22 protein-coding genes are annotated in these 22,388 nt (G+C 72.8%); 15 read left to right on the forward strand and 7 right to left on the reverse strand.

Annotated features, from left to right (window positions below; all coding sequences use genetic code 11):
* Window positions 1-156: 156 nt before the first annotated feature.
* Both ABZ490_RS23340 and ABZ490_RS23345 read right to left on the reverse strand, forming a co-directional pair.
* Complete coding sequence (locus ABZ490_RS23340) at window positions 157-921, reverse strand: hypothetical protein (protein ID WP_358992955.1); 765 nt, start codon at window positions 919-921, stop codon at window positions 157-159.
* 21 nt (window positions 922-942) lie between these two features.
* Window positions 943-1,584, reverse strand: coding sequence for a hypothetical protein (locus ABZ490_RS23345; RefSeq protein ID WP_358992957.1), 642 nt, complete (start codon window positions 1,582-1,584; stop codon window positions 943-945).
* A 310-nt stretch (window positions 1,585-1,894) separates the two neighbouring features.
* Between ABZ490_RS23345 and ABZ490_RS23350 the strand changes: the two genes are divergently transcribed.
* From ABZ490_RS23350 to ABZ490_RS23365, 4 genes are all read left to right on the forward strand, one after another.
* Window positions 1,895-2,875 carry an SCO0930 family lipoprotein gene (locus ABZ490_RS23350; protein ID WP_358992959.1) on the forward strand — a complete coding sequence of 327 codons (981 nt, stop codon included), beginning with the start codon at window positions 1,895-1,897 and terminating at the stop codon, window positions 2,873-2,875.
* Window positions 2,876-3,147: 272 nt separating this feature from the next.
* Window positions 3,148-3,960: an SAM-dependent methyltransferase gene (locus tag ABZ490_RS23355; RefSeq protein WP_358992960.1), complete on the forward strand. Its 813-nt coding sequence runs from the start codon at window positions 3,148-3,150 to the stop codon at window positions 3,958-3,960.
* Window positions 3,957-6,095 carry an EAL domain-containing protein gene (locus ABZ490_RS23360; RefSeq protein ID WP_358992962.1) on the forward strand — a complete coding sequence of 713 codons (2,139 nt, stop codon included), beginning with the start codon at window positions 3,957-3,959 and terminating at the stop codon, window positions 6,093-6,095. The genes ABZ490_RS23355 and ABZ490_RS23360 overlap by 4 nt, the downstream gene beginning before the upstream one ends.
* A gap of 405 nt (window positions 6,096-6,500) precedes the next feature.
* Window positions 6,501-6,653, forward strand: a complete 153-nt coding sequence (locus tag ABZ490_RS23365; RefSeq protein WP_358992964.1) for a hypothetical protein — start codon at window positions 6,501-6,503, stop codon at window positions 6,651-6,653.
* A 10-nt stretch (window positions 6,654-6,663) separates the two neighbouring features.
* Here ABZ490_RS23365 and ABZ490_RS23370 read toward each other — a convergent pair whose 3' ends face one another.
* The gene (locus tag ABZ490_RS23370; RefSeq protein ID WP_358992966.1) at window positions 6,664-7,509 is read right to left on the reverse strand and encodes a LysR family transcriptional regulator; all 846 of its coding nucleotides are present in this window, start codon (window positions 7,507-7,509) and stop codon (window positions 6,664-6,666) included.
* 124 nt (window positions 7,510-7,633) lie between these two features.
* On the opposite strand from ABZ490_RS23370, the gene ABZ490_RS23375 reads away from it, so the two are divergent.
* Complete coding sequence (locus tag ABZ490_RS23375) at window positions 7,634-8,527, forward strand: NAD(P)H-binding protein (RefSeq protein ID WP_358992968.1); 894 nt, start codon at window positions 7,634-7,636, stop codon at window positions 8,525-8,527.
* Between the two features lie 8 nt (window positions 8,528-8,535).
* Here ABZ490_RS23375 and ABZ490_RS23380 read toward each other — a convergent pair whose 3' ends face one another.
* Window positions 8,536-9,420, reverse strand: a complete 885-nt coding sequence (locus tag ABZ490_RS23380) for a LysR substrate-binding domain-containing protein (RefSeq protein WP_358992970.1) — start codon at window positions 9,418-9,420, stop codon at window positions 8,536-8,538.
* A 132-nt stretch (window positions 9,421-9,552) separates the two neighbouring features.
* Between ABZ490_RS23380 and ABZ490_RS23385 the strand changes: the two genes are divergently transcribed.
* From ABZ490_RS23385 to ABZ490_RS23410, 6 genes are all read left to right on the forward strand, one after another.
* Window positions 9,553-10,224, forward strand: coding sequence for a succinate dehydrogenase (locus ABZ490_RS23385; protein WP_358993085.1), 672 nt, complete (start codon window positions 9,553-9,555; stop codon window positions 10,222-10,224).
* Window positions 10,225-10,226: 2 nt separating this feature from the next.
* Entirely contained in the window at window positions 10,227-12,173 is a 1,947-nt protein-coding gene (locus ABZ490_RS23390; RefSeq protein WP_358992972.1) for a fumarate reductase/succinate dehydrogenase flavoprotein subunit, read from the forward strand.
* Complete coding sequence (locus tag ABZ490_RS23395) at window positions 12,170-12,916, forward strand: succinate dehydrogenase/fumarate reductase iron-sulfur subunit (protein ID WP_358992974.1); 747 nt, start codon at window positions 12,170-12,172, stop codon at window positions 12,914-12,916. Before ABZ490_RS23390 ends, ABZ490_RS23395 begins: the two co-directional genes overlap by 4 nt.
* A gap of 154 nt (window positions 12,917-13,070) precedes the next feature.
* The gene (locus tag ABZ490_RS23400; RefSeq protein ID WP_358992976.1) at window positions 13,071-13,856 is read left to right on the forward strand and encodes a GNAT family N-acyltransferase; all 786 of its coding nucleotides are present in this window, start codon (window positions 13,071-13,073) and stop codon (window positions 13,854-13,856) included.
* The gene (locus ABZ490_RS23405) at window positions 13,856-14,749 is read left to right on the forward strand and encodes a lysophospholipid acyltransferase family protein (RefSeq protein ID WP_358992978.1); all 894 of its coding nucleotides are present in this window, start codon (window positions 13,856-13,858) and stop codon (window positions 14,747-14,749) included. The genes ABZ490_RS23400 and ABZ490_RS23405 overlap by 1 nt, the downstream gene beginning before the upstream one ends.
* 11 nt (window positions 14,750-14,760) lie before the next feature.
* Window positions 14,761-15,819 (forward strand): NAD-dependent epimerase/dehydratase family protein, encoded by a 1,059-nt coding sequence (locus tag ABZ490_RS23410; RefSeq protein ID WP_358992980.1) that lies wholly within the window; start codon window positions 14,761-14,763, stop codon window positions 15,817-15,819.
* 4 nt (window positions 15,820-15,823) lie between these two features.
* On the opposite strand, the gene ABZ490_RS23415 is transcribed toward ABZ490_RS23410, so the two are convergent.
* Complete coding sequence (locus ABZ490_RS23415; RefSeq protein ID WP_358992982.1) at window positions 15,824-16,822, reverse strand: LLM class flavin-dependent oxidoreductase; 999 nt, start codon at window positions 16,820-16,822, stop codon at window positions 15,824-15,826.
* 74 nt (window positions 16,823-16,896) lie between these two features.
* Here ABZ490_RS23415 and ABZ490_RS23420 point away from each other — a divergent pair, with 74 nt between their 5' ends.
* Entirely contained in the window at window positions 16,897-17,388 is a 492-nt protein-coding gene (locus tag ABZ490_RS23420; RefSeq protein WP_358992984.1) for a hypothetical protein, read from the forward strand.
* Window positions 17,389-17,419: 31 nt separating this feature from the next.
* Here the strand turns inward: ABZ490_RS23420 and ABZ490_RS23425 are convergent, their stop codons facing one another.
* Window positions 17,420-17,635 carry a dodecin gene (locus ABZ490_RS23425; RefSeq protein ID WP_358992986.1) on the reverse strand — a complete coding sequence of 72 codons (216 nt, stop codon included), beginning with the start codon at window positions 17,633-17,635 and terminating at the stop codon, window positions 17,420-17,422.
* 164 nt (window positions 17,636-17,799) lie between these two features.
* On the opposite strand from ABZ490_RS23425, the gene ABZ490_RS23430 reads away from it, so the two are divergent.
* The 3 genes from ABZ490_RS23430 to ABZ490_RS23440 all read left to right on the forward strand — a co-directional run bounded on the left by ABZ490_RS23430 (window position 17,800) and on the right by ABZ490_RS23440 (window position 21,114).
* Complete coding sequence (locus tag ABZ490_RS23430; protein ID WP_358992988.1) at window positions 17,800-19,272, forward strand: sugar transferase; 1,473 nt, start codon at window positions 17,800-17,802, stop codon at window positions 19,270-19,272.
* Window positions 19,273-19,408: 136 nt separating this feature from the next.
* A complete protein-coding gene (locus ABZ490_RS23435) occupies window positions 19,409-19,996 on the forward strand; it encodes a putative colanic acid biosynthesis acetyltransferase (RefSeq protein ID WP_358992990.1) in 588 nt (195 codons plus the stop codon).
* Complete coding sequence (locus ABZ490_RS23440; protein ID WP_358992992.1) at window positions 19,993-21,114, forward strand: glycosyltransferase; 1,122 nt, start codon at window positions 19,993-19,995, stop codon at window positions 21,112-21,114. Before ABZ490_RS23435 ends, ABZ490_RS23440 begins: the two co-directional genes overlap by 4 nt.
* Window positions 21,115-21,157: 43 nt before the next feature.
* On the opposite strand, the gene ABZ490_RS23445 is transcribed toward ABZ490_RS23440, so the two are convergent.
* Entirely contained in the window at window positions 21,158-22,357 is a 1,200-nt protein-coding gene (locus ABZ490_RS23445; RefSeq protein ID WP_358992994.1) for a glycosyltransferase family 4 protein, read from the reverse strand.
* Between the last annotated feature and the right edge of the window lie 31 nt (window positions 22,358-22,388).

Consider the following 22,388-nt stretch of genomic DNA (forward strand, 5'->3'; position numbering starts at 1 on the left):
ATGCACCTCGATGACCGAAACGCTAGGAACGGGTGTGCGCCCGCGCGATCGCAGTAGCGCGAACGGGGCACGGATGTGGGCCGCCCGGGGGAGGGCGTTCCCGCGAACGGGGGACGGCCCCGGCGTGGCGGCCCGGTCCGTCCCCCCGTCGGTGCGTCAGCCCCCGGCGTTCGGGAACAGGTGCAGGAAGGGTTCGGCGGAGGCCGCGATACCCCGGCTGTAGGGCGCGTCGAAGTCCCAGATGAGGAAGAGCAGGAAGGCGATCAGGGCCGAGAACAACCCGGCGAGGATCAGCTCCCGGGCCGTCCGTCTGATCTGGAGCGCGAAGACCATCCCGATGGTGATGACCGCGCCCGCCAGCAGCCCGAACCACACCACTCCGGGCATGGTCGCCCCGGTCGAGCCGGCCCGGGCGTTGCGCGCCTGGTCCGCGGCGGCCATCTGGTCCAGGACCGGCTGGTAGGCCTGCGCCTGGAAGTCGTTCGCGGGCTGGTAGTCGGTGACGTCCACCCGGACCTTCTGCAGGAGCTCGTCCCCGCGCTCGGTCACCTCGCCCCGGTCGGCCATCGCCTTCCACTCCGTGGTGACGACGTGTCCGACATAGGCGTCGACGTCCGCCCGGATCCGGTCGCGGACCTCGGGCGGGTACACCCGCACCCGCTCCGAGATCTCGTGCAGCGCCTGGGCCTCCGCCTGGACGTGGTCCTCGGCGCCGCCCCGCGCGTCCCAGACCCCGGCGATGGCCAGGCCCAGGACGATGGCGTACACCACGCCGATCCACATCGTCATGTACTCGATGACGTCCGGGGTCTCGGACGGGTCCTCGTCCTCGGCGGCCGAGCGGTGCCGCAGAAAGGTCACGGCGACGACGACCGCGCAGGCGGCGAGCATCGCGAACGTGAGAACAAGCCATTCCGGCAAGACATGCCTCCTGGATCGGCGCTAGCGGGGCCGCAGTGCGGCGACGGCGGCCAGCGCGGGCACGGTGATGAGCAGGACGTACGTGACCGGAGGGGTGCGCTCACCGGCCGGTCGGGGGCGTGGCTTGGAGTGGTACTCCGGGTAGGTCACGGGGGTCACCGACGGCCGCGGACGGGGCTTCGGCGGTGTCGGTTCCGGCGTCGGCCTCGGTGTGGCGGCCGGCCGGGGCGGAGGCGCCGCGGGTGCGGGCGGCGGGGGCGTCGGCGCGGGTCTCGGCCTGAGGCTCGGCTTCGGGGGCGGGGCGGGCCGCAGGGTCGGTTTCGGCGGCGGGGTGGGCCGGGGCTTCGGCGGCGGGGGTGGCGGGGGCGTCGGCGTCGGCGTCGGGACCTGGCAGGCCGTGGGCATCACGGGCTTCGGGAACTTCGGTGCCTTCGGGAAGTCCGGCGGGTCCGGGAAGTCCGGTGACGTCGGCGGCGTCGGCCAGGAGTGGTCCCGGCCTCCCGCCACCGCCACCGCCGAGGTGCCGCCCTGGCCCGTGGAGGCGTACGCGCACGCGTCGGCCGCGGCCACCCCGGCCGGCGCGGCCGCGAGCATCCAGGCCGCCGCCATCAGGGACAACGCCCGGGTGACGAGGGCGGATCGGGTCGGTTCGGGTCCATGCACGACCGAGATCATGCGGCCCGTCGCGTCCCTCTACGCCCCCGATGGCCCCGATTGCCCCGAACGGGGGAAGTCCGCGCCCCGAGGTTTCGCCGGCGCGGGGGCGCGCGTCCCCCTCGGGTACAGGTGTACGACCCCGGGACCGGCGCCCGCGCCCGGCGCGAAGAGGCCCCCGGACCCCCCGGCCACAGGCCTCGGAAAGTTTTTTGTGCCGCGTTTGAACACAACGACCGCCGCCATGCGTACCCAGTGCCGTGCGGCGGCGCAGCAGGGCGCTGCGAACACCCTTAGGACTATCGGGGAGTTGTTGACGATGAAGACCTCCTGGCGGAGCGCCTCACTCGTGGCGAGCGCTGTGGGCGTTCTGGTGCTGACGACGGCGTGCGGTCAGGAAAGCGGCACGTCCGCGTCCAGCCAGAACGTGGGTGCGACGGCCCAGGCCGGCGGCATCGCCGGTGTCGGCAGCGGTATCGGCGGTGTCGGTACCGGTACGGGTGCCTCGGCGAGCGCGAGTGCGACCGGTGGCGGTACGGGTACCGGTGCCCAGGGCGCCACCGCGGGCGAGCTGGCGATCAGCACGAACGCCGAACTCGGCAATATCCTGACCGACTCGAAGGGGATGACCCTCTACCGCTTCGACGCGGACACCGCCGAGCCGCCGAAGTCGAACTGTGACGGCGACTGCGCCACCACCTGGCCGCCGGTCTCCGCCGACGACGTCTCCGCGGGCGACGGCATCGACAAGTCGCTGCTCGGCGAGGTCACCCGCTCCGACGGCACCAAGCAGCTCACCGTCGACGGCTGGCCCGCGTACTACTACGCCAAGGACGCCAACGCCGGTGACACCACCGGCCAGGGCGTGGGCAACAAGTGGTTCGCGCTGGCCCCCGACGGCAAGAAGGCCAAGGCGGACTCGGCGTCGGCGACGGCGGGTCTCTCCGTCCGCAACGACCCCAACCTCGGCAAGATCGTCGTCGACAAGAACGGCATGACGGTCTACCGCTTCATCAACGACAAGGCGTGGCCCAAGCCGGTCTCGAACTGCAACGACGCCTGCCGTGACAAGTGGCCCATCGTCGACCCGGTCGACTTCTCCCAGACCAAGGGGATCCAGGAGAAGGGCTACATGAACTTCACCCGGTCCGACGGCGACAAGCAGCAGACCATCAACTGCTTCCCGATCTACACCTTCTCCGGTGACAAGTCCCCCGGTGACATCAACGGTCAGGGCGTCGGCGGCACCTGGTACGCCGTGTCCCCGAAGGGTGAACTGGTCGGCGCGCCCAAGCAGTAGGGATCACCTCCCCAGGGCTGATCCCCGCACCTGCTGAACGAGCGCGTCCGACCACTGGTCCGCCCCCTCCACGCCGCACGGAGGGGGCGGATCGCCGTTTCCCGGTTCATGCCGCGTATGCATAGACTTTCTCCGCCCTTCAGGCGACTTTCGGCACGTGCCGCAGGCAGTGACCGGGAACGGACGGTCAATTTCCGTTTCCACTCGCCCGTTTGGCGGGCGATCAGTAGCCTCAGCTCGAACACCGGATCGCCTACGCCTTGGAGAGAGAGATGGAGCGTCCCGCCTGGGCCCCTCGGAGCATCGACATCTCGGTGCCGAGCGTCTCGCGGATCTACGACTACTTCCTGGGCGGTTCGCACAACTTCGAGGTCGACCGGGAAGCGGCCCGCAAGGCCATGGAGTTCACCCCCGGGCTGCCGAAGATCATGCAGGCCAACCGGGCGTTCATGCGCCGCGCGGTGCGCTGGGCGGCGGGCGAGGGCATCACCCAGTTCCTCGACGTCGGCTCGGGCATACCCACCTTCGGCAACGTCCACGAGGTCGCCCAGGCCGCGAGCCCCGGCGCCCGGGTGGTCTACGTCGACCACGACCCGGTGGCCGTCTCGCACAGCCAGGCCGTGCTGGAGGGCAACGGGGACGCGGGCGTGGTCGCCGCCGACCTGCGCAAGCCGCTGGAGATCCTGGGCAGTTCCGAGGTGCAGAGCCTGATCGACCTGGACCGGCCGGTGGCGCTGCTGCTGGTTGCGATACTGCACTTCGTGGAGGACGCGGACGACCCGTACGCGGCGGTGGCCGAGCTGACCGAGGCGCTCGCGCCCGGCAGTGCGCTCGTCCTCACGCATGCCTCGTACGAGGGAATGCCGGTGGCCCGGGAACAGACCGAGGCGATGGTGGACGTGTACAAGGACATCCGCCTCCCGTTGATCATGCGCACGCGTGACGAGGTCGCGCGGTTCTTCGAGGGGTACGACATGGTGGAACCGGGATTGGTGCCGATGCCACGCTGGCGGCCGGAGACGGACCCCCAGGACGAGGATCCGTACGCGTTCTGCGGGTTCGCCGGCGTGGGGCGTACCGCGTGACGGCCGCGCCGGACGGGCCGGAGGACAGACTGCGCCGCTTCGCGACGATCTGGAGCCGGGCCGTGTTCCCGGTGACGTCGACGTCGCTGACCCGGCCGGAGTTCGAGGAGCAACTCCTGCCGTCGGCCCGGCGGTTGCGGGAGGCGCTGCTCGCGAGGACCTTCGACGCGGACACCGGCAGAGCGGTCGGCGCGGCCCTCGTCGAGGCCCACTGCACCGACCCCGAGGCGCTCAGCCGCGCCCTCGACTGCGTCGACGCCTATCTGGTGCTCTACTGCGGCGAGGACGGCCCCCAGGAGGAGCTGCGCACCCGGGCCTCCCGGCTCCAGCACGCCATGGCCGCCGGGTACGCGCAGGCCCTGCGCGAGCGCACGCTCGCCGAGCAGGAGGCCATCGCCCGGGCCGCGCTCCAGGCCCAAGGGGTGGTGGCTCAGGCGCTGCACGCGAGCGAGGCCCGCTTCCGCGCGGTCTTCGAGGGCGCCGCGATAGGGATCGGCATGGCCGACCTCGACGGCAACATCCTCCAGGTCAACGGCGCGCTGCTGCGTATGTTCGGTATCTCCGAGCAGACCATGCACGGCCGTAACGTCAGGGAGTGGACCCATCCCGACGACGCCCCGCAGACCTGGAAGCTCTACGACGAGCTCGTCCGCGGCGAACGCGAGCACTACCACCTGGAAAAGGCGTTCTACCGCCCCGACGGGACGGTCCTGTGGACCAACCTCACGGTGTCCCTGCTGCGGGACGCCGACGGGGCGCCGCAGTACCAGCTGGCCCTGATGGAGGACACCACCGAGCGCCGGCTGCTCAACCTGCGGCTGCGCTACGAGGCCACCCACGACGCGCTCACCGGCCTGCCCAACCGGACGCTGTTCTTCGAACGCCTGGAGAAGGTGCTGGGCGGGGGCGAGAAGCAGGGCTTCGGGCTGTGCTACCTCGACCTGGACGGCTTCAAGACCATCAACGACAGCCTCGGCCACGCGGCCGGCGACCAGCTGCTCGTCGAGGTCGCCGACCGGCTCCAGTCCTGCGCGACCGCGCCCGGTGAGATGGTGGCCCGCCTCGGCGGCGACGAGTTCGTGGCGCTCACCACCGGCACCGAGAACCGCGACGAGGTCGACGAACTCGCCACCCGCATCCAGAACGCCCTGGTCGCGCCGGTGCGCATCGACGGCCGCGAGCTGACCGTGCGCGGCAGCATCGGCATCGTGGAAGGGCGGGCGGGGGAGCACAACGCGGCGGAGGTGCTGCGCAGCGCCGACATCACCATGTACCGGGCCAAGTCGGCGGGCGGCAACCGCTTCGAGCTCGCCGACCCCGAGGCCGACGCCCGCGCGATCACTCGCCACGGGCTGACCACCGCGCTGCCGGCCGCCCTGGAGCGCGGTGAGTTCTTCATCGAGTACCAGCCGCTGGTCCACCTCGGCGACGGCAGCGTCCGCGGCGCGGAGGCCCTCGTCCGCTGGCTCCACCCGCAGCACGGTGTGCTCGGCCCCGACCGGTTCATCCCGCTCGCCGAGCACACCGGGCTGATCGTGCCTCTCGGCCGCTGGGTCCTGGAACAGTCCGTACGGCAGGCCCGCGCCTGGCGGGAACTCGACGGCGACTCGGCGACGCCCCTCCGCATCAACGTCAACCTCTCGCCCTGCCAGCTCACCCATCCCGGGCTGGTCCAGGACACGGTCGACATCCTGGAACGCACGGGCGTCGCACCACAGGCCCTGTGCCTGGAGGTCACCGAGTCCGCCCTGATCGGGGCCGACGACGACCTGCTCAAACCGCTGCGTCGGCTCGCCGAGATGGGCATCGACATCGCCCTGGACGACTTCGGCACCGGCTACTCCAACCTCGCCAATCTGCGCCGGCTGCCGGTGAGCGTGCTCAAGCTGGACCGCTCCTTCACCCAGGGCATGCAGCAGTTCCCGGCCGACCCCGTCGACCTCAAGATCGTCGAGGGGATCGTCTCGCTCGCCCACAGCCTCGACCTCGCGGTCACGGTCGAGGGCGTGGAGACGGGCGCCCAGGCCGAACAACTGCGCATACTCGGCTGCGACACCGCCCAGGGCTGGTACTACGCCCGCCCGGGCCCACCGGAACGCCTCCACGACCTGACGCTGGCCGACGCGACAGGCTGACCGCCGACTGGGGGAGGGGCACGGGCTCCGGCGAGGGCGCGGGCTCCGGTGGGGCACGGACTTCGACGGGGGTGCGGGCTCCGGTGGGGGCGCGGGTCTGGTGGGGTGCGGGCTCCGATCGGGGCTCGGATTCCGGTGGGGCGCGGACACAGGTGGAGCACAGACCTCGGCGGGTACGGGATCACCGACGGGGTTGAGATCGCTGACGGGAGCGAGGGGGCTGACGGGGCGAGATCGCTGACGGGGCGGGGGTGCCGACGGGGCCGAGATCGCTGACGGGTACGGGATCGCCGGTGGGGCGGGGGTGCCGACGGGGCCGAGATCGCTGACGGGTACGGGATCGCCGGTGGGGCGAGGGCTCCGACGGGTACGGGATCGCCGACGGGGGCGAAGGCGTCGACCGCAGTGGATGCCCGTCGGCTCCTGCTCACCCACCTCGGGCCGGGCACCGACCTCGACCGGGCCCGGGCAACCGTCGCCGAGGTGTGGGCGTCCCCCGTAGGCGCCCCGGCGGATCTGGTCACCGAGGGCGGTGCCGAGCCGGAGGACGCCCCCTGAGGGACCCCGCTCAGCCCGCCGCCCGCGCCCGGCGCTCGTCGGCCACCGCCACCGCCGCCCGGACCAGCGCGGCCGTCGCCGTGGACCGGGACTGCTGGGGCCAGGCGACGGCGAGGACGGCCGGGGGCGCGTCCCGGACCGGGCGGTAGACGACGCCGGGGCGCGGGTAGCGGCCCGCGACCGACGCGGGCAGCAGGGGGACGGCCTCGCCGAGGGCGACGAGCGTGAGGAGCTGGGCGAGGTCGGCGCCTCTGCCCCGGACCGCGTCGATGTACCCGTGCACCGTGTCGGCGCGCAGCCCCAGGTCGGCCAGGCACAGTCCGGCCCGCCCGGCCAGCGGATGGCTCACGGCCAGGGCGGCGATACGCGGTTCGACGGCCAGCTCCTCCGCGTCGAGACCGACGCGGTCGTACGGCTCGTAGACCAGCGCGGCATCGGCCTCGCCCCGCCGCAGCAGCCGGGACTGCTCGTGCCAGGCGCACAGCCGGACGGAGACCGGCACCGCGGCCGACTCGGCGGCGTACCGCGCGAGGATCGCCTCCAGCAGCCCGCCGTCGCCGTCGGCCTTCACGGCCAGCGTCAGCTCCGGCGCGGCGGCGGCCGCCCGTCGGGCCCGCCGCCCGGCGGCCTCCAGCGCCTCCAGCGCGAACCGGGCCTCCGGCAGCAGGACCTCCCCCGCCGGTGTCAACGTCACGCTGTGCGTGGTGCGTTCGAGGAGTACGGCCCCCAGCTCCTCCTCCAGCGCGCGGATCGCCCGCGACAGCGGCGGCGGCGAGATGCCCAGACGCTCCGCGGCACGGGCGAAGTTGAGCTCCTCCGCGACGGCGACGAAGTAGCGCAGCGGACGGGACTCCACGGGCCTGACCTCCCCTTGGTATTGCCCTGAGGGTAACAAGCGCGAGCCAACCGGACCTTCAGTTCCCCGGACCGTGGCGGCAGGCTCATGGATGTCCCAACAGGCTTTGTTCCAGGAGCAGTTCATGATTGTGGTCACCACTCCGACCGGGCAGATCGGCCGTGAGGTCGTCGCCCGCCTCCTCGACGCCCCCGAGGGCTCCGCACCGGTCCGGGTGATCGTCCGCGACCCCGCCGCCCTCGCCCCCGAGGTGCGCGAGCGCGTGCAGGTCGTCCAGGGGTCGCACGCGGACCCGGCGGTGCTGAAGGAGGCCTGCCAGGGCGCCGACCGGGTGTTCTGGCTGGTCCCGCCGAACCCCCGCGCCGACAGTGTCGAAGGGCATTTCCGGGCCTTCACCGAGCCGCTGTGCGAGGTCGTCGGGGCGCAGGGCCCGGAGCGGGTCGTGGCCGTCTCCACCCTGGGCCGCGGTGTCGCCCGGAACGCCGGGCTGATCTCCGCGGGGCTGGCCATGGACGACGCGATCACCGCGACGGGCGTCCACTACCGGGCCCTGTGCCCGCCCTCACTGATGGAGAACGAGCTCCGCCAGCTGGTCCCGATCCGCGACGCGGGTGTCTTCTCCACATCGCTCGTTCCCGACCGGGTGCTGCGCCTGTGCGCCACGCGCGACCTCGGTGCCGCGGCCGCCCGCCTGCTCCTCGACGACTCCTGGACCGGGCAGGAGGACGTTCCGCTGGTCAGCCCCGACGACCTGACCCCCGAAGGCATGGCCGCCGTCCTCGCCGAGGTGCTCGACCGGCCCGTCCGCGTCGAGTTCACCACCCCCGCGCAGCTCGCGGAGCGGTGGACCCGGCTCGGCGCGACCCCGGCATGGGTGAAGGGCTTCGCCGACATGGTCGAGGCCCAGAACACCCAGGGCTTCTACGGCGCCGTACAGCCCAGCACGCCCGACACCGCGCCCACGACCTTCCGCCAGTGGTGCGAGGAGGTGTTCCAGCCGGCCGCCCTCCGGGGCTGACCCGGGAGTCACCGCTCCAGCAGCATCCGCTGCAGCTCCCGCGCGGCCCGCGGCGGTGCCACGTCGCTGCGGTGCGCGAGGGCGATCGTCCGGTGCAGGCCGGGCCGGGCGAGCGGGGTGACCCGCAGGCCCCGGCCGGAGCGGGCGGCCACCATCCGGGGCACGACGGCCACCCCGAGCCCGGCCCGGACGAAGCCGAGGACCGCGTCCATCTCCCCGCCCTCGACCGCGAAGTCCGGCTCGAAGCCCTCCGCCCGGCAGGCGGCCACGGTGAGTTCCCGCAGGTCGTAGCCGTGCCGGAACATCACCAGACGCTCGCCCTCCAGATCGGCGATCCTGACCGTGCGCCGACCGTCGCCCGGTTTCGCCGCCTCGGGGGAGGACACCACGACCAGGTCCTCGCGCAGCAGCTCGACCGTGGTCAGCGCGGGGGAGGGCGTCGGCAGCGGCAGCACGACCAGGGCCAGGTCCAGGGCGCCGCGGGCGAGCTGCCGTACGAGATCGTGCGAACCGCCTTCCTCGATCAGCAGCCGGATGCCCGGGTAGCGGTCGTGGAAGGCGCGCAGCACGTCCGGCAGCAGACCGGTGCACAGACTCGGGGTGGCCCCGAGCCGCACCCGGCCGCTGCGCAGCTGCACCAGCTCCTGCACCTCGTACCGCGCGGTCTCGGTGTCCGCGAGGATCCGCCGGGCCAGCGGCAGCAGCGCCTCGCCCGCGTCGGTGAGCGTGATGTTGCCGCGCGCCCGCAGGAACAGATCCGCCCCCAACTCCCGCTCCAGCGCCCTGATCTGCTGCGACAGCGAGGGCTGTGCGACATGGACCAGCTCGGCGGCCCGGGTGAAGTGCCGGGTCTCGGCCACCGCCACGAAGTACTGGAGCTGCTGGAACTGCATGCCTCCAGGATAGGCCGGTCGATAGAGACCGCCTATCGAAACAAGCTGTTTCATGTCTTGGACCGATGGGGCCGAACGGCCCTAGCGTCTGGAGACATGGCTCTGGCAACGCGGACGGACCGACGGCCGTCGATGGCGCGTACCGTGTGGGACTCCTCCGTCGGCAAGAAGACGGTGATGGCCGTCAGCGGACTGATCATGCTGCTGTACCTGGTCGTCCACATGATCGGGAACCTGAAGATCTTCTTCGGGCCGGGCGAGTTCAACCACTACGCACACTGGCTGCGCACCGTCGGCGAACCGTTCATGCACTACGAGTGGACGCTCTGGCTGGTCCGCGTGGTGCTGGTCGTCGCCGTGATCGCGCACGCCACCTCCGCCTACCAGCTCAGCCGGCGGGACATCAAGGCCCGCCCCAGCAAGTACGTGCACCGCAAGGCCCGTGCGAGCTACGCGACCCGCACCATGCGCTGGGGCGGGATCATCCTCGGCCTCTTCATCGTCTGGCACCTCCTGGACCTGACCACCGGCACCGTGCACAGCGGCGGCTTCCAGGAGGGCCACCCGTACCAGAACGTCGTCGACACCTTCTCCACCTGGTACGGCAACGTCGTCTACATCGTCGCCATGCTCGCCCTCGGCCTGCACGTCCGGCACGGCTTCTGGAGCGCCGCCCAGACCCTGGGCGCCGGCAGCCGCACCCGCGACCGAGCCCTGAAGGCCACGGCGAACGTCCTCGCACTGCTGCTCACGGCCGGCTTCCTCGCCGTACCCGTGGGCGTCATGACCGGAGTGGTGAGCTGACCATGACCTACACCGACTACACGACCGGCGACCCCCTCGCCGACACCGTGGCCCCCGCGGGCCCCGTCGCCGAGCGCTGGGACCGGCGCCGCTTCGAGGCCAAGCTGGTCAACCCCGCCAACCGGCGCAAGCACACGGTGATCGTCGTCGGCACCGGCCTGGCCGGCGGTTCGGCCGGCGCCACCCTCGCCGAACAGGGCTACCACGTCGTCCAGTTCTGCTACCAGGACTCCCCGCGCCGCGCCCACTCGATCGCCGCCCAGGGCGGCATCAACGCGGCGAAGAACTACCGCAACGACGGGGACTCGGTCCACCGGCTGTTCTACGACACCGTCAAGGGCGGCGACTTCCGGGCGCGCGAGTCCAACGTCCACCGCCTCGCCCAGATCTCCGTCGAGATCATCGACCAGTGCGTGGCCCAGGGCGTGCCCTTCGCCCGCGAGTACGGCGGACTGCTCGACACCCGCTCCTTCGGCGGCGTCCAGGTCTCCCGGACCTTCTACGCCCGCGGCCAGACGGGCCAGCAGCTGCTCCTCGGCGCCTACCAGGCGCTGTCGCGGCAGATCGCCGCCGGGAACGTGGAGATGCATCCGCGCACCGAGATGCTCGACCTGATCGTCGTCGACGGACGGGCGCGCGGGATCGTGGCCCGGGACCTGATCACCGGGAAGATCGGCACCTACTTCGCGGACGCCGTCGTCCTCGCCAGCGGCGGCTACGGCAACGTCTTCTACCTGTCGACGAACGCCATGAACTCCAACGCCACCGCGATCTGGCGGGCGCACCGGCGCGGCGCCTACTTCGCCAACCCCTGCTTCACCCAGATCCACCCCACCTGCATCCCGCGCACCGGCGACCACCAGTCCAAGCTGACGCTGATGAGCGAGTCGCTGCGCAACGACGGCCGGATCTGGGTGCCCCGGGCCAAGGGCGACACCCGGCCCGCCGCCGAGATCCCCGAGGACGAGCGCGACTACTACCTGGAGCGCATCTACCCGTCCTTCGGCAACCTGGTCCCCCGGGACATCGCCTCCCGCGCCGCGAAGAACGTCTGCGACGAGGGCAGGGGCGTCGGACCCGGCGGACAGGGCGTGTATCTCGACTTCGCGGACGCGATCAAGCGCATGGGGCGCAAGGCCGTCGAGGCCAGGTACGGCAACCTCTTCGACATGTACCAGCGGATCACCGACGAGGATCCGTACCGGGTGCCGATGCGGATCTACCCGGCCGTGCACTACACGATGGGCGGCCTCTGGGTCGACTACGACCTCCAGACCACGATCCCGGGCCTGTTCGCGATCGGCGAGGCCAACTTCTCCGACCACGGGGCGAACCGGCTCGGCGCCTCCGCGCTGATGCAGGGCCTGGCCGACGGTTACTTCGTCCTCCCGGCCACCGTCAACGACTACCTCGCCCGCCACCCGAAGCAGGACGAGGTGACCGACGACCACCCGGTCGTCCAGGAGGTGCTGGCCGAGACCCAGGACCGGCTCAACCTGCTGCTGTCCGTGGACGGCGACCGCACCCCCGACTCCTTCCACCGCGAGGTGGGCGAGCTGATGTGGGAGTTCTGCGGCATGGCCCGCACCGACGCCGGACTGCGCAAGGCACTGGAGCGGATCCCGCAGATCCGCGAGGAGTTCTGGCGCCGCGTCAAGGTCCCCGGCACCGGCGAGGAGTTCAACCAGTCCCTGGAGAAGGCCAACCGGGTCGTCGACTACCTGGAGCTCGCCGAGCTGATGTGCCTCGACGCCCTGCACCGCGCCGAGTCCTGCGGCGGCCACTTCCGCGAGGAGTCCCAGACCCCGGACGGTGAGGCCGCCCGCCGGGACCAGGAGTTCGCCTACGCCGCCGCCTGGGAGTTCACCGGCACCGGCGAGGCTCCCGCCCTGCACAAGGAAGACCTGGTCTTCGAGTACGTCCACCCCACCCAGCGGAGCTACGCATGAAGCTCACCCTGCGCGTCTGGCGACAGCGCACCGCCGAAGCCGACGGCGCCATGTCCACGTACGAGGTGGACGGCGTCTCGCCCGACATGTCGTTCCTGGAGATGCTCGACACCCTCAACGAGGACCTCATCCTGCGCGGCGAGGACCCGGTCGCCTTCGACCACGACTGCCGCGAGGGCATCTGCGGCGCCTGCTCCCTCGTGATCAACGGCGATGCGCACGGACCCGAGCGCACCACCACCTGTCAGCTGCACATGCGGTCCTTCGCGGACGGCGACACGATCGACGTCGAGCCGTGGCGGGCGTCCGCGTTCCCGGTGATCAAGGACCTGGTGGTCGACCGGAGCGCCTTCGACCGGATCATCCAGGCCGGCGGCTACATCACCGCCCCGACCGGGGCCGCGCCCGAGGCGCACGCCACGCCGGTGCCGAAGCCGGACGCCGACTTCGCGTTCGAGCACGCGGAGTGCATCGGCTGCGGGGCGTGCGTCGCCGCGTGTCCCAACGGGGCCGCGATGCTGTTCACCTCCGCCAAGATCAACCATCTCAACGTGCTGCCGCAGGGGGCGCCCGAGCGGGAGACCCGGGTGCTGGACATGGTGGCGCAGATGGACGAGGAGGGGTTCGGGGGGTGCACGCTCGCCGGGGAGTGCGCCACCGCCTGTCCCAAGGGGATTCCCCTGGTGTCCATCACCGGCATGAACAAGGAGTGGCTGCGGGCGGCCCGCAGGGCGAAGCGGTAGTGCCGTAGGGAAACCGTCGGCATCGGTCGAAAGCCTGGCATTCAACATTCCCACATCCCCGCTCCCGGCACCGGACACGTACACGCCAACCGGGGTCGGGAGAAACAGGGGGAGCGCCACCGTCCCCGATGTGGCCCGTGCCCAGGAGTGAGCCATGACCGGCGTTTCCACCCTCGACCGTCCCCAGCAGTCCACGGCACCCGTCCGCTACACCGTCACCCTGGCCCGCGACGAGGCCGACGTACGGGCCGCGCAGCGCCTGCGGCACGAGGTGTTCGCCGGTGAGATGGGCGCCCTGCTGTCCTCCCCGCAGCCGGGCCTCGACGTCGACCCGTTCGACGCCTACTGCGACCACCTGCTGGTGCGCGACGCGGAGACCGGCCAGGTCGTCGGCACCTACCGGCTGCTGCCCCCGGAGCGCGCCTCGGTCGCCGGACGGCTCTACTCGGACGGCGAGTTCGACCTGAGCCGGCTCGACGCGATCCGCCCCGGCCTGGTCGAGGTCGGCCGCTCCTGCGTCCACCCCGACCACCGCGACGGCACGGTCATCGGCCTGATCTGGGCCGGCATCGCCCGCTACATGGTGGACCGCGGCCACGAGTGGCTGGCCGGCTGCTGCTCGGTCCCGCTCGCCGACGGCGGCACCCTCGCGGCCGCCACCTGGGACCGCGCCCGCGAGAAGCACCTGGCCCCCGAGGAGTTCCGGGTGCGCCCGCTGCGCCCGTGGACCCCGAAGGAGGCGGCCGCCGCCGCGGCCCCGGCCGCCCGCACCGAACTCCCCGCCCTGCTGCGCGGTTACGTCCGTCTCGGCGCCTGGGTGTGCGGCGAGCCCGCGCACGACCCGGACTTCGGGGTCGCCGACCTGTTCGTGCTGCTGTCGATGCGCCGGGTCAACTCCCGCTACCTGCGGCACTTCCTCTCCCTCGTGCCGAGCGCCTGATGAGCGTCTGGCTGCCCGGCGCGCCCTGCACCCCGCGGGCGTGCGTGGAGGGTACGGCGTCCTGGACGGCCGTACCGCGGGCCGTACTGCGGCTCGTCGCGGTGGTCGTCCTGGTGCTGGCCGGGGTCGCCCTGTCCCCGCTCGGCCGGCGGATCCCGGCGGCGGCGATACGGCGCTGGAGCCGGGCCGTCGTCCGGGCGGCCGGGGTGCGGATCCGGGTGACCGGCGAGCGCGCGCCCGCCACCGGCGGACTGCTCCTGGTCGCCAACCACATTTCCTGGCTGGACATCCCGCTGCTGGCCGGGGTCCGCCCGGCCCGGATGCTGGCCAAGAAGGAGATCCGCGCGTGGCCGGTCGTGGGAGCGATGGCCGCGAACGGCTCCCTGTTCATCGACCGGGACCGGCTGCGCGCCCTGCCCGGCACGGTCGCCGCCATCGCCGGCGTGCTGCGCTCCGGGCAGGCGGTCGCGGTGTTCCCGGAGGGCAGTACCTGGTGCGGCCGCGCCCAGGGACACTTCCGGCGCGCGGTGTTCCAGGCCGCGCTCGACGCGGGGGTCCCGGTCCAGCCGGTCCGGATCCGCTACCGGGACGCCGCCGGGGCGGCCAGCACGGCGCCCGCCTACGTCGGCGACGACTCGCTGCTCGCCTCGCTGTGGCGGGTGACCTCGGCGCGCGGCCTGGTCGCGGAGGTCGAGGTGCTCCCGCTGCTCGCCCCGGACGGCGCCACCGACCGCAAGGCCCTCGCGGCGGCGGCCGGGGAACGCGTCCTGGCCGGTCCGCACGAGCACTGGCGCAGGTCCCCCGAGGACCGGCGGGCGGCCCGGGAATTCCCCGCAAGCGAGGGGCCGTCGGCCGCCCGGGATGGGATCATGGCGCGCGTCCCGACCACCTGAGGGGAGCGCGCGTGAGCACAAGCCCGGCCGGCCGAACGGTCCTGGTCACCGGAGGCAGCGGCTTCGTCGCGGCGCACCTGGTACGGCAGCTCCTCGAGCGCGGCCACCGGGTGCGCACGACGGTCCGCAGCAAGGCGAACACGGCGAAACTCGCCCCGCTGCGCGCCCTCCAGGACGCCCACCCCGGCCGGCTCGACCTCTTCGAGGCGGATCTGCTGCGGGAGGGCTCCTTCGACGAGCCGGCGCAGGGCTGCTCGGTCGTCTTCCACGTGGCCTCGCCCTTCCTGATGCCGGAGAGGATCAAGGACGGGCAGCGGGACGTCGTCGACCCGGCCCTGCACGGCACCCGTAACGTCGTCGGGGCCATGGACCGCGCGGAGACGGTGGAACGCCTGGTGTTCACCTCCACCGTGGGCGCGATCTTCGGCGACTACGCGGACGTCGACCGCATGGACGGGCGGGTCCTGTCGGAGAAGTACGTCAACACCACCAGCACGGTGGCGAACAACCCGTACCACTACGCCAAGACGGTCGCCGAGCAGGCCGCCTGGGACGCCGAGGCCGCGCAGAGCCGCTGGCGGATGGTCTCCCTCAACCCCGGCCTGATCCTCGGCCCCTCCCTCACCCCCGCCTCCGACTCGGGCAGCCTGTTCCTCCTCGACGAGCTGTTCAAGGGCTACTTCTTCTACGGCGCCCCCGACTTCAGCTTCACCACGGTCGACGTCCGGGACGTGGCCGCCGCCCACGTGGCCGCCGCCGAACACCCGGACGCCCACGGCCGGTACATCCTCGCGGCCGAGGAGATGACCTCCTTCCACCAGATGGCGACCCTGCTCCGCAAGCACCACCCGCGCGATCTGCGGCTGCCCCGCACCGCCCTCCCGCACTGGCCGGTCCGCATCCTCGGCCCCGCGTTCGGCCTCTCCCAGGACTACATACGCAAGCACCTCGGCATCCGCTTCCGCGTCGACAACCACCGCAGCACCGCCGAACTGGGCCTGACCTACCGCCCGGTCGAGGAGACCCTCGTGGACCACCACCGGTCCTGGAGCGAACAGCGCCGCCGCTGACCCCCTACCGGTGGACGATCCCGGCCAGCCGCCGGTGGGAGTCCAGCAGCGCCGTACGGTCGTACGTGCTGGTCGTGACGAGGACCTCCTGGGCGCCCGTCTCCTTCAGCAGGCTTTCCAGCTCGTCCGTCACCTGCTCCTCGGTACCGGCGATGTGGCCGGTCAGGCCGGACTCGTAGAAGCCGCGTTCCTTCGCGGTCATCGTGCGGGTCTCCACCGCCTCGGCGGGCGGGAGCGGCGGGAAGGTGCCATGGGTGCGGGAGTACGCCATCGACCAGGCCTCCGGGAGCAGCAGCCGGCGGGCCTCCTCGGGGCTCGCGGCCACGGCGACCGTGCCGGAGACGACGACGTACGGCTCGGACGCCCAGGGGGAGGGGCGGAACAGCGCGCGGTAGGTGTCGATGCCGTGCCGCATCCGCTCGCGGTTCCTGAGGTCGCCGATCACCAGGGGCAGGCCCGCGCGGGCCGCGATCGCCGCGCCCTCGCCCATGGCCAGCACGAACGGCGGCACGGTCAGCCCCTCGGCCGGGTAGGCGTGCACACCGGTCGGCGAAGTGCCCCGGAACCAGCCGAGGAGTTCCCCGAGCTGGGCGGCGAAGTCGTCGGCGTCGTCCTTGTCGCGGCCGAGCGCCCGGCGCACCCCGTCGGTGAAGCCCACCGACCGGCCCAGACCCATGTCGATCCGCCCCGGGAAGAGGGACTCCAGGACGCCGAACTGCTCGGCGACCACGAGGGGCCGGTGGTTGGGCAGCATCACCCCGCCGGTGCCGACCCGGATGGTGCGGGTCGCTCCGGCGACGGCGGCCGCCAGGACGGTGGGCGCGGAGCCCGCGACGCCGGGGACACCGTGGTGCTCCGAGACCCAGAACCGGTGGAAGCCGAGGCTCTCGGCCTCCCGGGCCAGCGCCACCGTGTCCCGCAGCGCCTGAGCCGTGGTGTGGCCCTCGCGGACCCGGGAGCGGTCGAGGACGGAGAAGCGGGCCGAGGCGATCACGGAGCTCATACCTCGTTCAACACCTGACGGGCCACGGGATTCCCGCGGGTCCGCCGCCGTGCGCGCTGGAGGAAGATGGGTCCGTGACCGACAGCAGCCGACGGCCGATCGCCGTGTTCGATCTGGACAACACCCTCGCCGACACGGCCCACCGCCAGCGGTTCCTGGAGCGCAGGCCGCGCGACTGGGCCGCGTTCTTCGCCGCCGCGCCCGAGGACCCGCCGATCCCGCAGGGCGTCGCCCTGGCGCGGGAGCAGGCCGAGGAGTGCGAGGTCGTCTACCTCACCGGCCGGCCGGAGCGCTGCCGACGGGACACGCTGGCGTGGCTCGCCGCGCAGGGGCTGCCCGAGGGGCGGGTGCACATGCGGCGCAACGACGACCGCAGGCCCGCCCGCCACACCAAACTGGAGATCCTGCGCCGGCTCGCCCGCGACCGTGAGGTGCGGATGCTCGTGGACGACGACGCGCTGGTGTGCGAGGACGCCGAACGGGCGGGATTCCGGGTCGTACTCGCGCGCTGGAGCGCGCCGTCGCCGGAACTGCGCGAGGCGCAGGAGGGGGAGGGCCGGACCTGATCGGCGCGTACCTGATCGTCGATCGGGTCCGTCACTCCGACTCGTCCAGGCGGAACCCCACCTTCAGCCCCACCTGCCAGTGCGCGATCTCGCCGTTCTCGAGCTGCCCGCGCACCTGCACGACCTCGAACCAGTCCAGGTTGTGCAGGGTCTGCGAGGCGCGGCCGATGCCGTTGCGGATGGCCTGGTCGACGCCGTCGGGCGAGGTGCCGACGATCTCCGTGACCCGGTAGGTGTGGTTCGACATCGGGTGCTCCTCTCGGCCGTGTCACTCCACCGTGCCCCAACCCGCGACGCACCGCCATGCCACGCCGCTCGAAACCACGCGATAAAAGCCTATTTTCCTACCCACGCGGTGATATAAGGATCATGTGAGGAATATGAGCTGCGAGTGGGGGTTCGAAGGAAACCATGCGCCGGTTCAGAATCGCGATGTCCCGGCAGACGCCGATGCCCGTGGCGCGCCACCCCGTCCCGCGTGTGCGGTCCAGGGCCCGCTGGTACGGCCCGTTCTCCGTCGGTGTCGACCTGGCCGCCGCGGCCCTGCCGGTCGCCGCGACCATCGTGGAGGTCCATGAGCCCCACCCCCTGCGGCTGGCGGCCGCCGCGGCCCTGCTGTGGCCTCTCATCGGGGTGGTGAGCAAGAGATACACCCCCGTCGCCTGGGGCGACGGAGGCGGGCTGCGCGCCGTGGCCCGGGACTGGCTGGTCCTGGTCGGCGCCCTGGCGACGCTGCGGGTGGTCTGCGGACTGCAGAGCGTGCCCGCCGAGGCGTTCACCGCGCTCATCCCCGCCCTGGTGGCCACCGGCGTCTGCCAGAAGCTGATCCACCGTCATCTGCTGGCCGCCCGCCGCAACGCCCGCGCCCTGCGCCATGTCCTGGTCGTCGGCGAGGCCTCGGCCCTCGACGCCGTGGTCGGACAGCTCGCCCAGCGCACCGACCACGAGTACGTCATCGTCGGCGCCTGCCCGGTGGGCGAGGACGAGGTGACCTCGGGCGTCCCCGTGTACGCGCAGCTGACCCGCGAGGCACCCGACACCCCCGACACGGACGCCGCCGTCGTCCTCGGCGCGGCCGACGAACTCGGCGCCGACCTGGTCTTCGTGGCACCCGGCCCGCACCTGGACGGCGAGCGGATGCGCCGGCTGTCCTGGGCGCTGCACGACCGGGGCCGCTCGCTCATGGTGCTGCCCGGCATCACCGACGTGGCCCGCCGCCGGGTGCGGCTGACCTCGGCGGCCGGTCTCACCCTGCTGCACATCGCCCCGCCGCTCCAGCGCGGTGCGCACACCGTCGCCAAGACGGCGGTGGACCGCACGGGCGCCCTGCTGCTGCTCCTGCTGCTCTCGCCGCTGCTGCTCCTGCTGGCGCTGGCCGTCCGGCTCGGCTCACCGGGCCCGGTCCTCTACCGCCAGACCAGGGTCGGCCGGCACGGGATGCGGTTCGCCATGTGGAAGTTCCGCACCATGGTGGTCGACGCGGACCGGCTCAAGGGCGGGCTGGAGCAGCAGAACGAGAACGACGGACACATGTTCAAGATGCGCCGCGACCCCCGCGTCACCCCCGTCGGACGCGTCCTGCGCCGCTACTCCCTGGACGAGCTGCCCCAGCTCTTCAACATCCTCTTCGGCCACATGTCCCTGGTGGGTCCCCGCCCGCCGCTGCCCGAGGAGGTCGTCAAGTACAACGGCGTCGAGATGCGCCGGCTCAACGTCCGGCCGGGCCTGACCGGTCTGTGGCAGGTCAGCGGACGTTCGGACCTGTCCTGGCGCGAGACGGTCGCGCTCGATCTGCGCTACGTCGACAACTGGTCGCTGTCCGGCGACGTCAACGTGATGGCCCGCACCGTCCGCGCGGTCCTCAACGGCCAGGGCGCCTACTAGCGGGGCGTCCCTCGGGAAGGAGCGATCGCGGCCCCCGGGTTCCGGCCCGGGGGCCGCGTCCGCCATCCGGGCAGGTCTGCCGTCAACACGCGGCCGGCGCGGGTCCTTCGTCCCCGCCGCCGTGAAGGATCGCGTCATGGTACAGACCACTTCCGTCGCGGACCCGGCGCACCGGCCCCTCGTGGACCGCCGGCTGCGCGGCTTCACCGGAGCCGGATACGACAAGGGCCGCCCCCCGCTGGTGCAGGCCGCCTGGTACGCCGCCCAGCATCTGCTCTTCACCCAGTGGTGGTTCCCCGCCCGCTGGCGGCCGCCGCTGCTGCGCGCCTTCGGCGCCCGGGTCGGCCGGCGGGTGCTGATCCGGCGCGGGGTGCGCATCCACTGGCCGTGGAAACTGGACGTCGGCGACGACGTCTGGATCGGCGAGGACGCCTGGATCCTCAACCTCGAACCGGTCACCATCGGCCACGACTGCTGTGTCTCGCAGAGCGCCCTGCTGTGCACCGGCAGCCACCGCCGCCGCAGCGCCACCTTCGAGTTCGACAACGGCCCCATCCGGCTGGAGCCGGGCAGCTGGGTCGCGGCCCGCGCGGTCGTGCTGCGCGGGGTCACCGTCGGCCCGGGCGCCGTCGTCGGCGCGGGCGCCGTCGCCCACCAGGACCTCGCGGCCGGCGCGGTGCTGACGACCAGCGCGTCGGCACCCACGCGGGGAGGGGCCGCATGAGGCTGGTCCACGTGGTCACGCTCGTCAGCGACGACGGGGCCTTCGGCGGTCCCACGAGCGTGGCGGCCGCCCAGCTCGAGGAGTGCGCCGCCCGCGGCCACGACGTCCGGCTGGTGTCGCTGTGGCGGGGCAGGGGCGCGGCGCCGGCCCCGCGGCGGGTCGGCACCGTTCCCTTCGTCTCCCGCCCGGCCCGGCGCCTCGTGCCCGGCCGCGGCTGCCTCGGCCTGATGCACCCGCTGCTGCTGTGGGACCTGTGGCGGGAGACCGGCCGCGCCGACGCCGTGCATCTGCACGCGGGCCGCGACCTCGTCTCCCTCGCCGCGCTCGCCGTGGCCCGGCTGCGGGGCAAGGACTACGTCACCCAGACCCACGGCATGGTCGAGCCCCGTGCCTCTGCCGTGGCGCGGGTCTTCGACCGGCTGTTCGTGCCCCTGCTGCGCGGCGCCCGCGCCTGTCTCGTGCTCACCGAGCGGGAGCGCCGCGAACTGGGCGCGGTCCTCGGCCCGGACGGCCCCCCGCTCGTCGACCTGCCCAACGGCCTGAAGGTGTCCACCGCGCCGGACACCGACCGGACGCGCACCGGCCACGAGGTGGTCTTCCTGGCCAGACTGCACCCGCGCAAACGCCCCGAGGCGTTCGTGGAGATGGCCGCCCTGGTCCACAAGGAGTCCGACGGGGCCCGCTTTACGCTCTACGGGGCCGACGAGGGCTCGCTGCCGGGGGTGCGCCGGCTGATCGAGGACCGGGGGATCGGCGACGTCGTCTCCTACGGCGGCGCGCTCGACCACGCGGCGGCCCTCGCGGCCTACCGCAGGGCCGCGGTGTACGTCCTGCCGAGCGTGCAGGAGCCGTTCCCGATGACGGTCCTGGAGGCGCTCGCCGAGGGAACCCCGGTCGTGTGCACGGACAGCAACGGCATCGCGGCCGAACTGGCCCGCAGGGAAGCCGCGTTGGTCACCGACGGCAGCCCGGAGGCGCTGGCCGGCGCGGTGGGCGGGCTGCTCGCCGACCCGGAGCTGAGGGCCCGGCTCGCCGCGGCAGGCCGGCGGGCGATCGACGAGGTCTTCTCCATCCGCGCGGTCGTGGACCGGCTGGAGAAGCTGTACCGGCAAGGGTGACGGAAGCGGTTCGGCCGCCGGGTGCGGCCGAACCGCCGCCCGTTCAGCGCCGCCGCGCGCGGCTCGCCGTACGGAGGATGTCCTCGAAACGCGAGGCACAGTCCTCCAGGGCGAACTCCCGCTCGGCCAGGGCCCGGCTCTCCTTGCCCAGCGACTCGGCGCGCGCCGGGTCGGACAGGATCTCCCGTGCCCAGGAGACGGCCTCGTCGAGCGAGCTCTCCTCCGGCGGGAACACCGCCGACCCGGCGCGGCGCAGCAGGTGCGCCGCCAGGTTGGCGGCCGGCATCAGCCCGAGCACGGGCCGTCCGGCGCACAGGTACGACAGGGTCTTCGACGGCACCGAGAACTCCCCGGCGTCCGTGCCCAGCAGCACCACGAGGAGATCGCCCGAGCCCAGCACCTCCGGCAGCCGCCCGTAGGGCTGGAAGGGCAGCAGGGTCAGCTCGACGCCCCGTTCGGCCGCCGCCCTGCGCAGCACCGGCACCGCCGGGCCGTCGTTGACGACGACCAGCCGCACCGGGGTGCCCCGCGCCCCGAGCCGCTCGGCCAGCCGCACCAGCAGCTCCGGGTTGTGCTTCAGGCCGAGGGTGCCGGAGTACAGCACCGTCCGCACGCCGTCCAGGCCCTGCTCCGCCGACCAGGCGTTGGCCCGGTCCACCGGCACGATCTCGTCCAGCGGCGCCCAGTTGGGGATGACCGTGACCTTGTCGGCCGTCCCCCACTCGCGGTGCACACGCAGGAACGACTCGGCGATCACCACGACGGCCGCGGCCTGCCGCGCCGACCACTTCTCGCCGGCCCCGAACACCTTCGCGGCGACGCCCATGGACCGCGCGACCTTCTCGGCGGCGAAGCTCTTCAGCGCCTCGGCCGTCACGTCCTGGTGCCACAGCACCCAGGGGACGCCCATCCGCCGCAGCACGCCCGCCGCGACCACCAGCACCGGGATCGGCATGTTCGACAGCAGCGCCACATCGGGCTTCTCCCGCCGTACCTGCCGGGCGAGCTCGAGGCCCAGCAGGGTCTCCTGGCGCAGCCGGCGGAAGTAGGCGTCCTTGCGCAGCGCGGTGCCGTCGCCGATGGTGACGAACCGCAGCCCGGGGGTGTCCCCGGCGAGGTTGCCCTTGCCGGAGACGTAGGCCGTGCAGGTCGAGTGGACGACGTCGTGACCGCGGCGCGCCAGTTCACGGCTGAGCTGGGCCTGGAAGGGGTGGCCGCTGTAGTCGTGGACGAGGATCCTCATGGGTTCACCGCCTCCTCTGCTCGCCCGCGGC

Source organism: Streptomyces sp. NPDC005811, assembly GCF_040630405.1.
GTDB lineage: Bacteria > Actinomycetota > Actinomycetes > Streptomycetales > Streptomycetaceae > Streptomyces.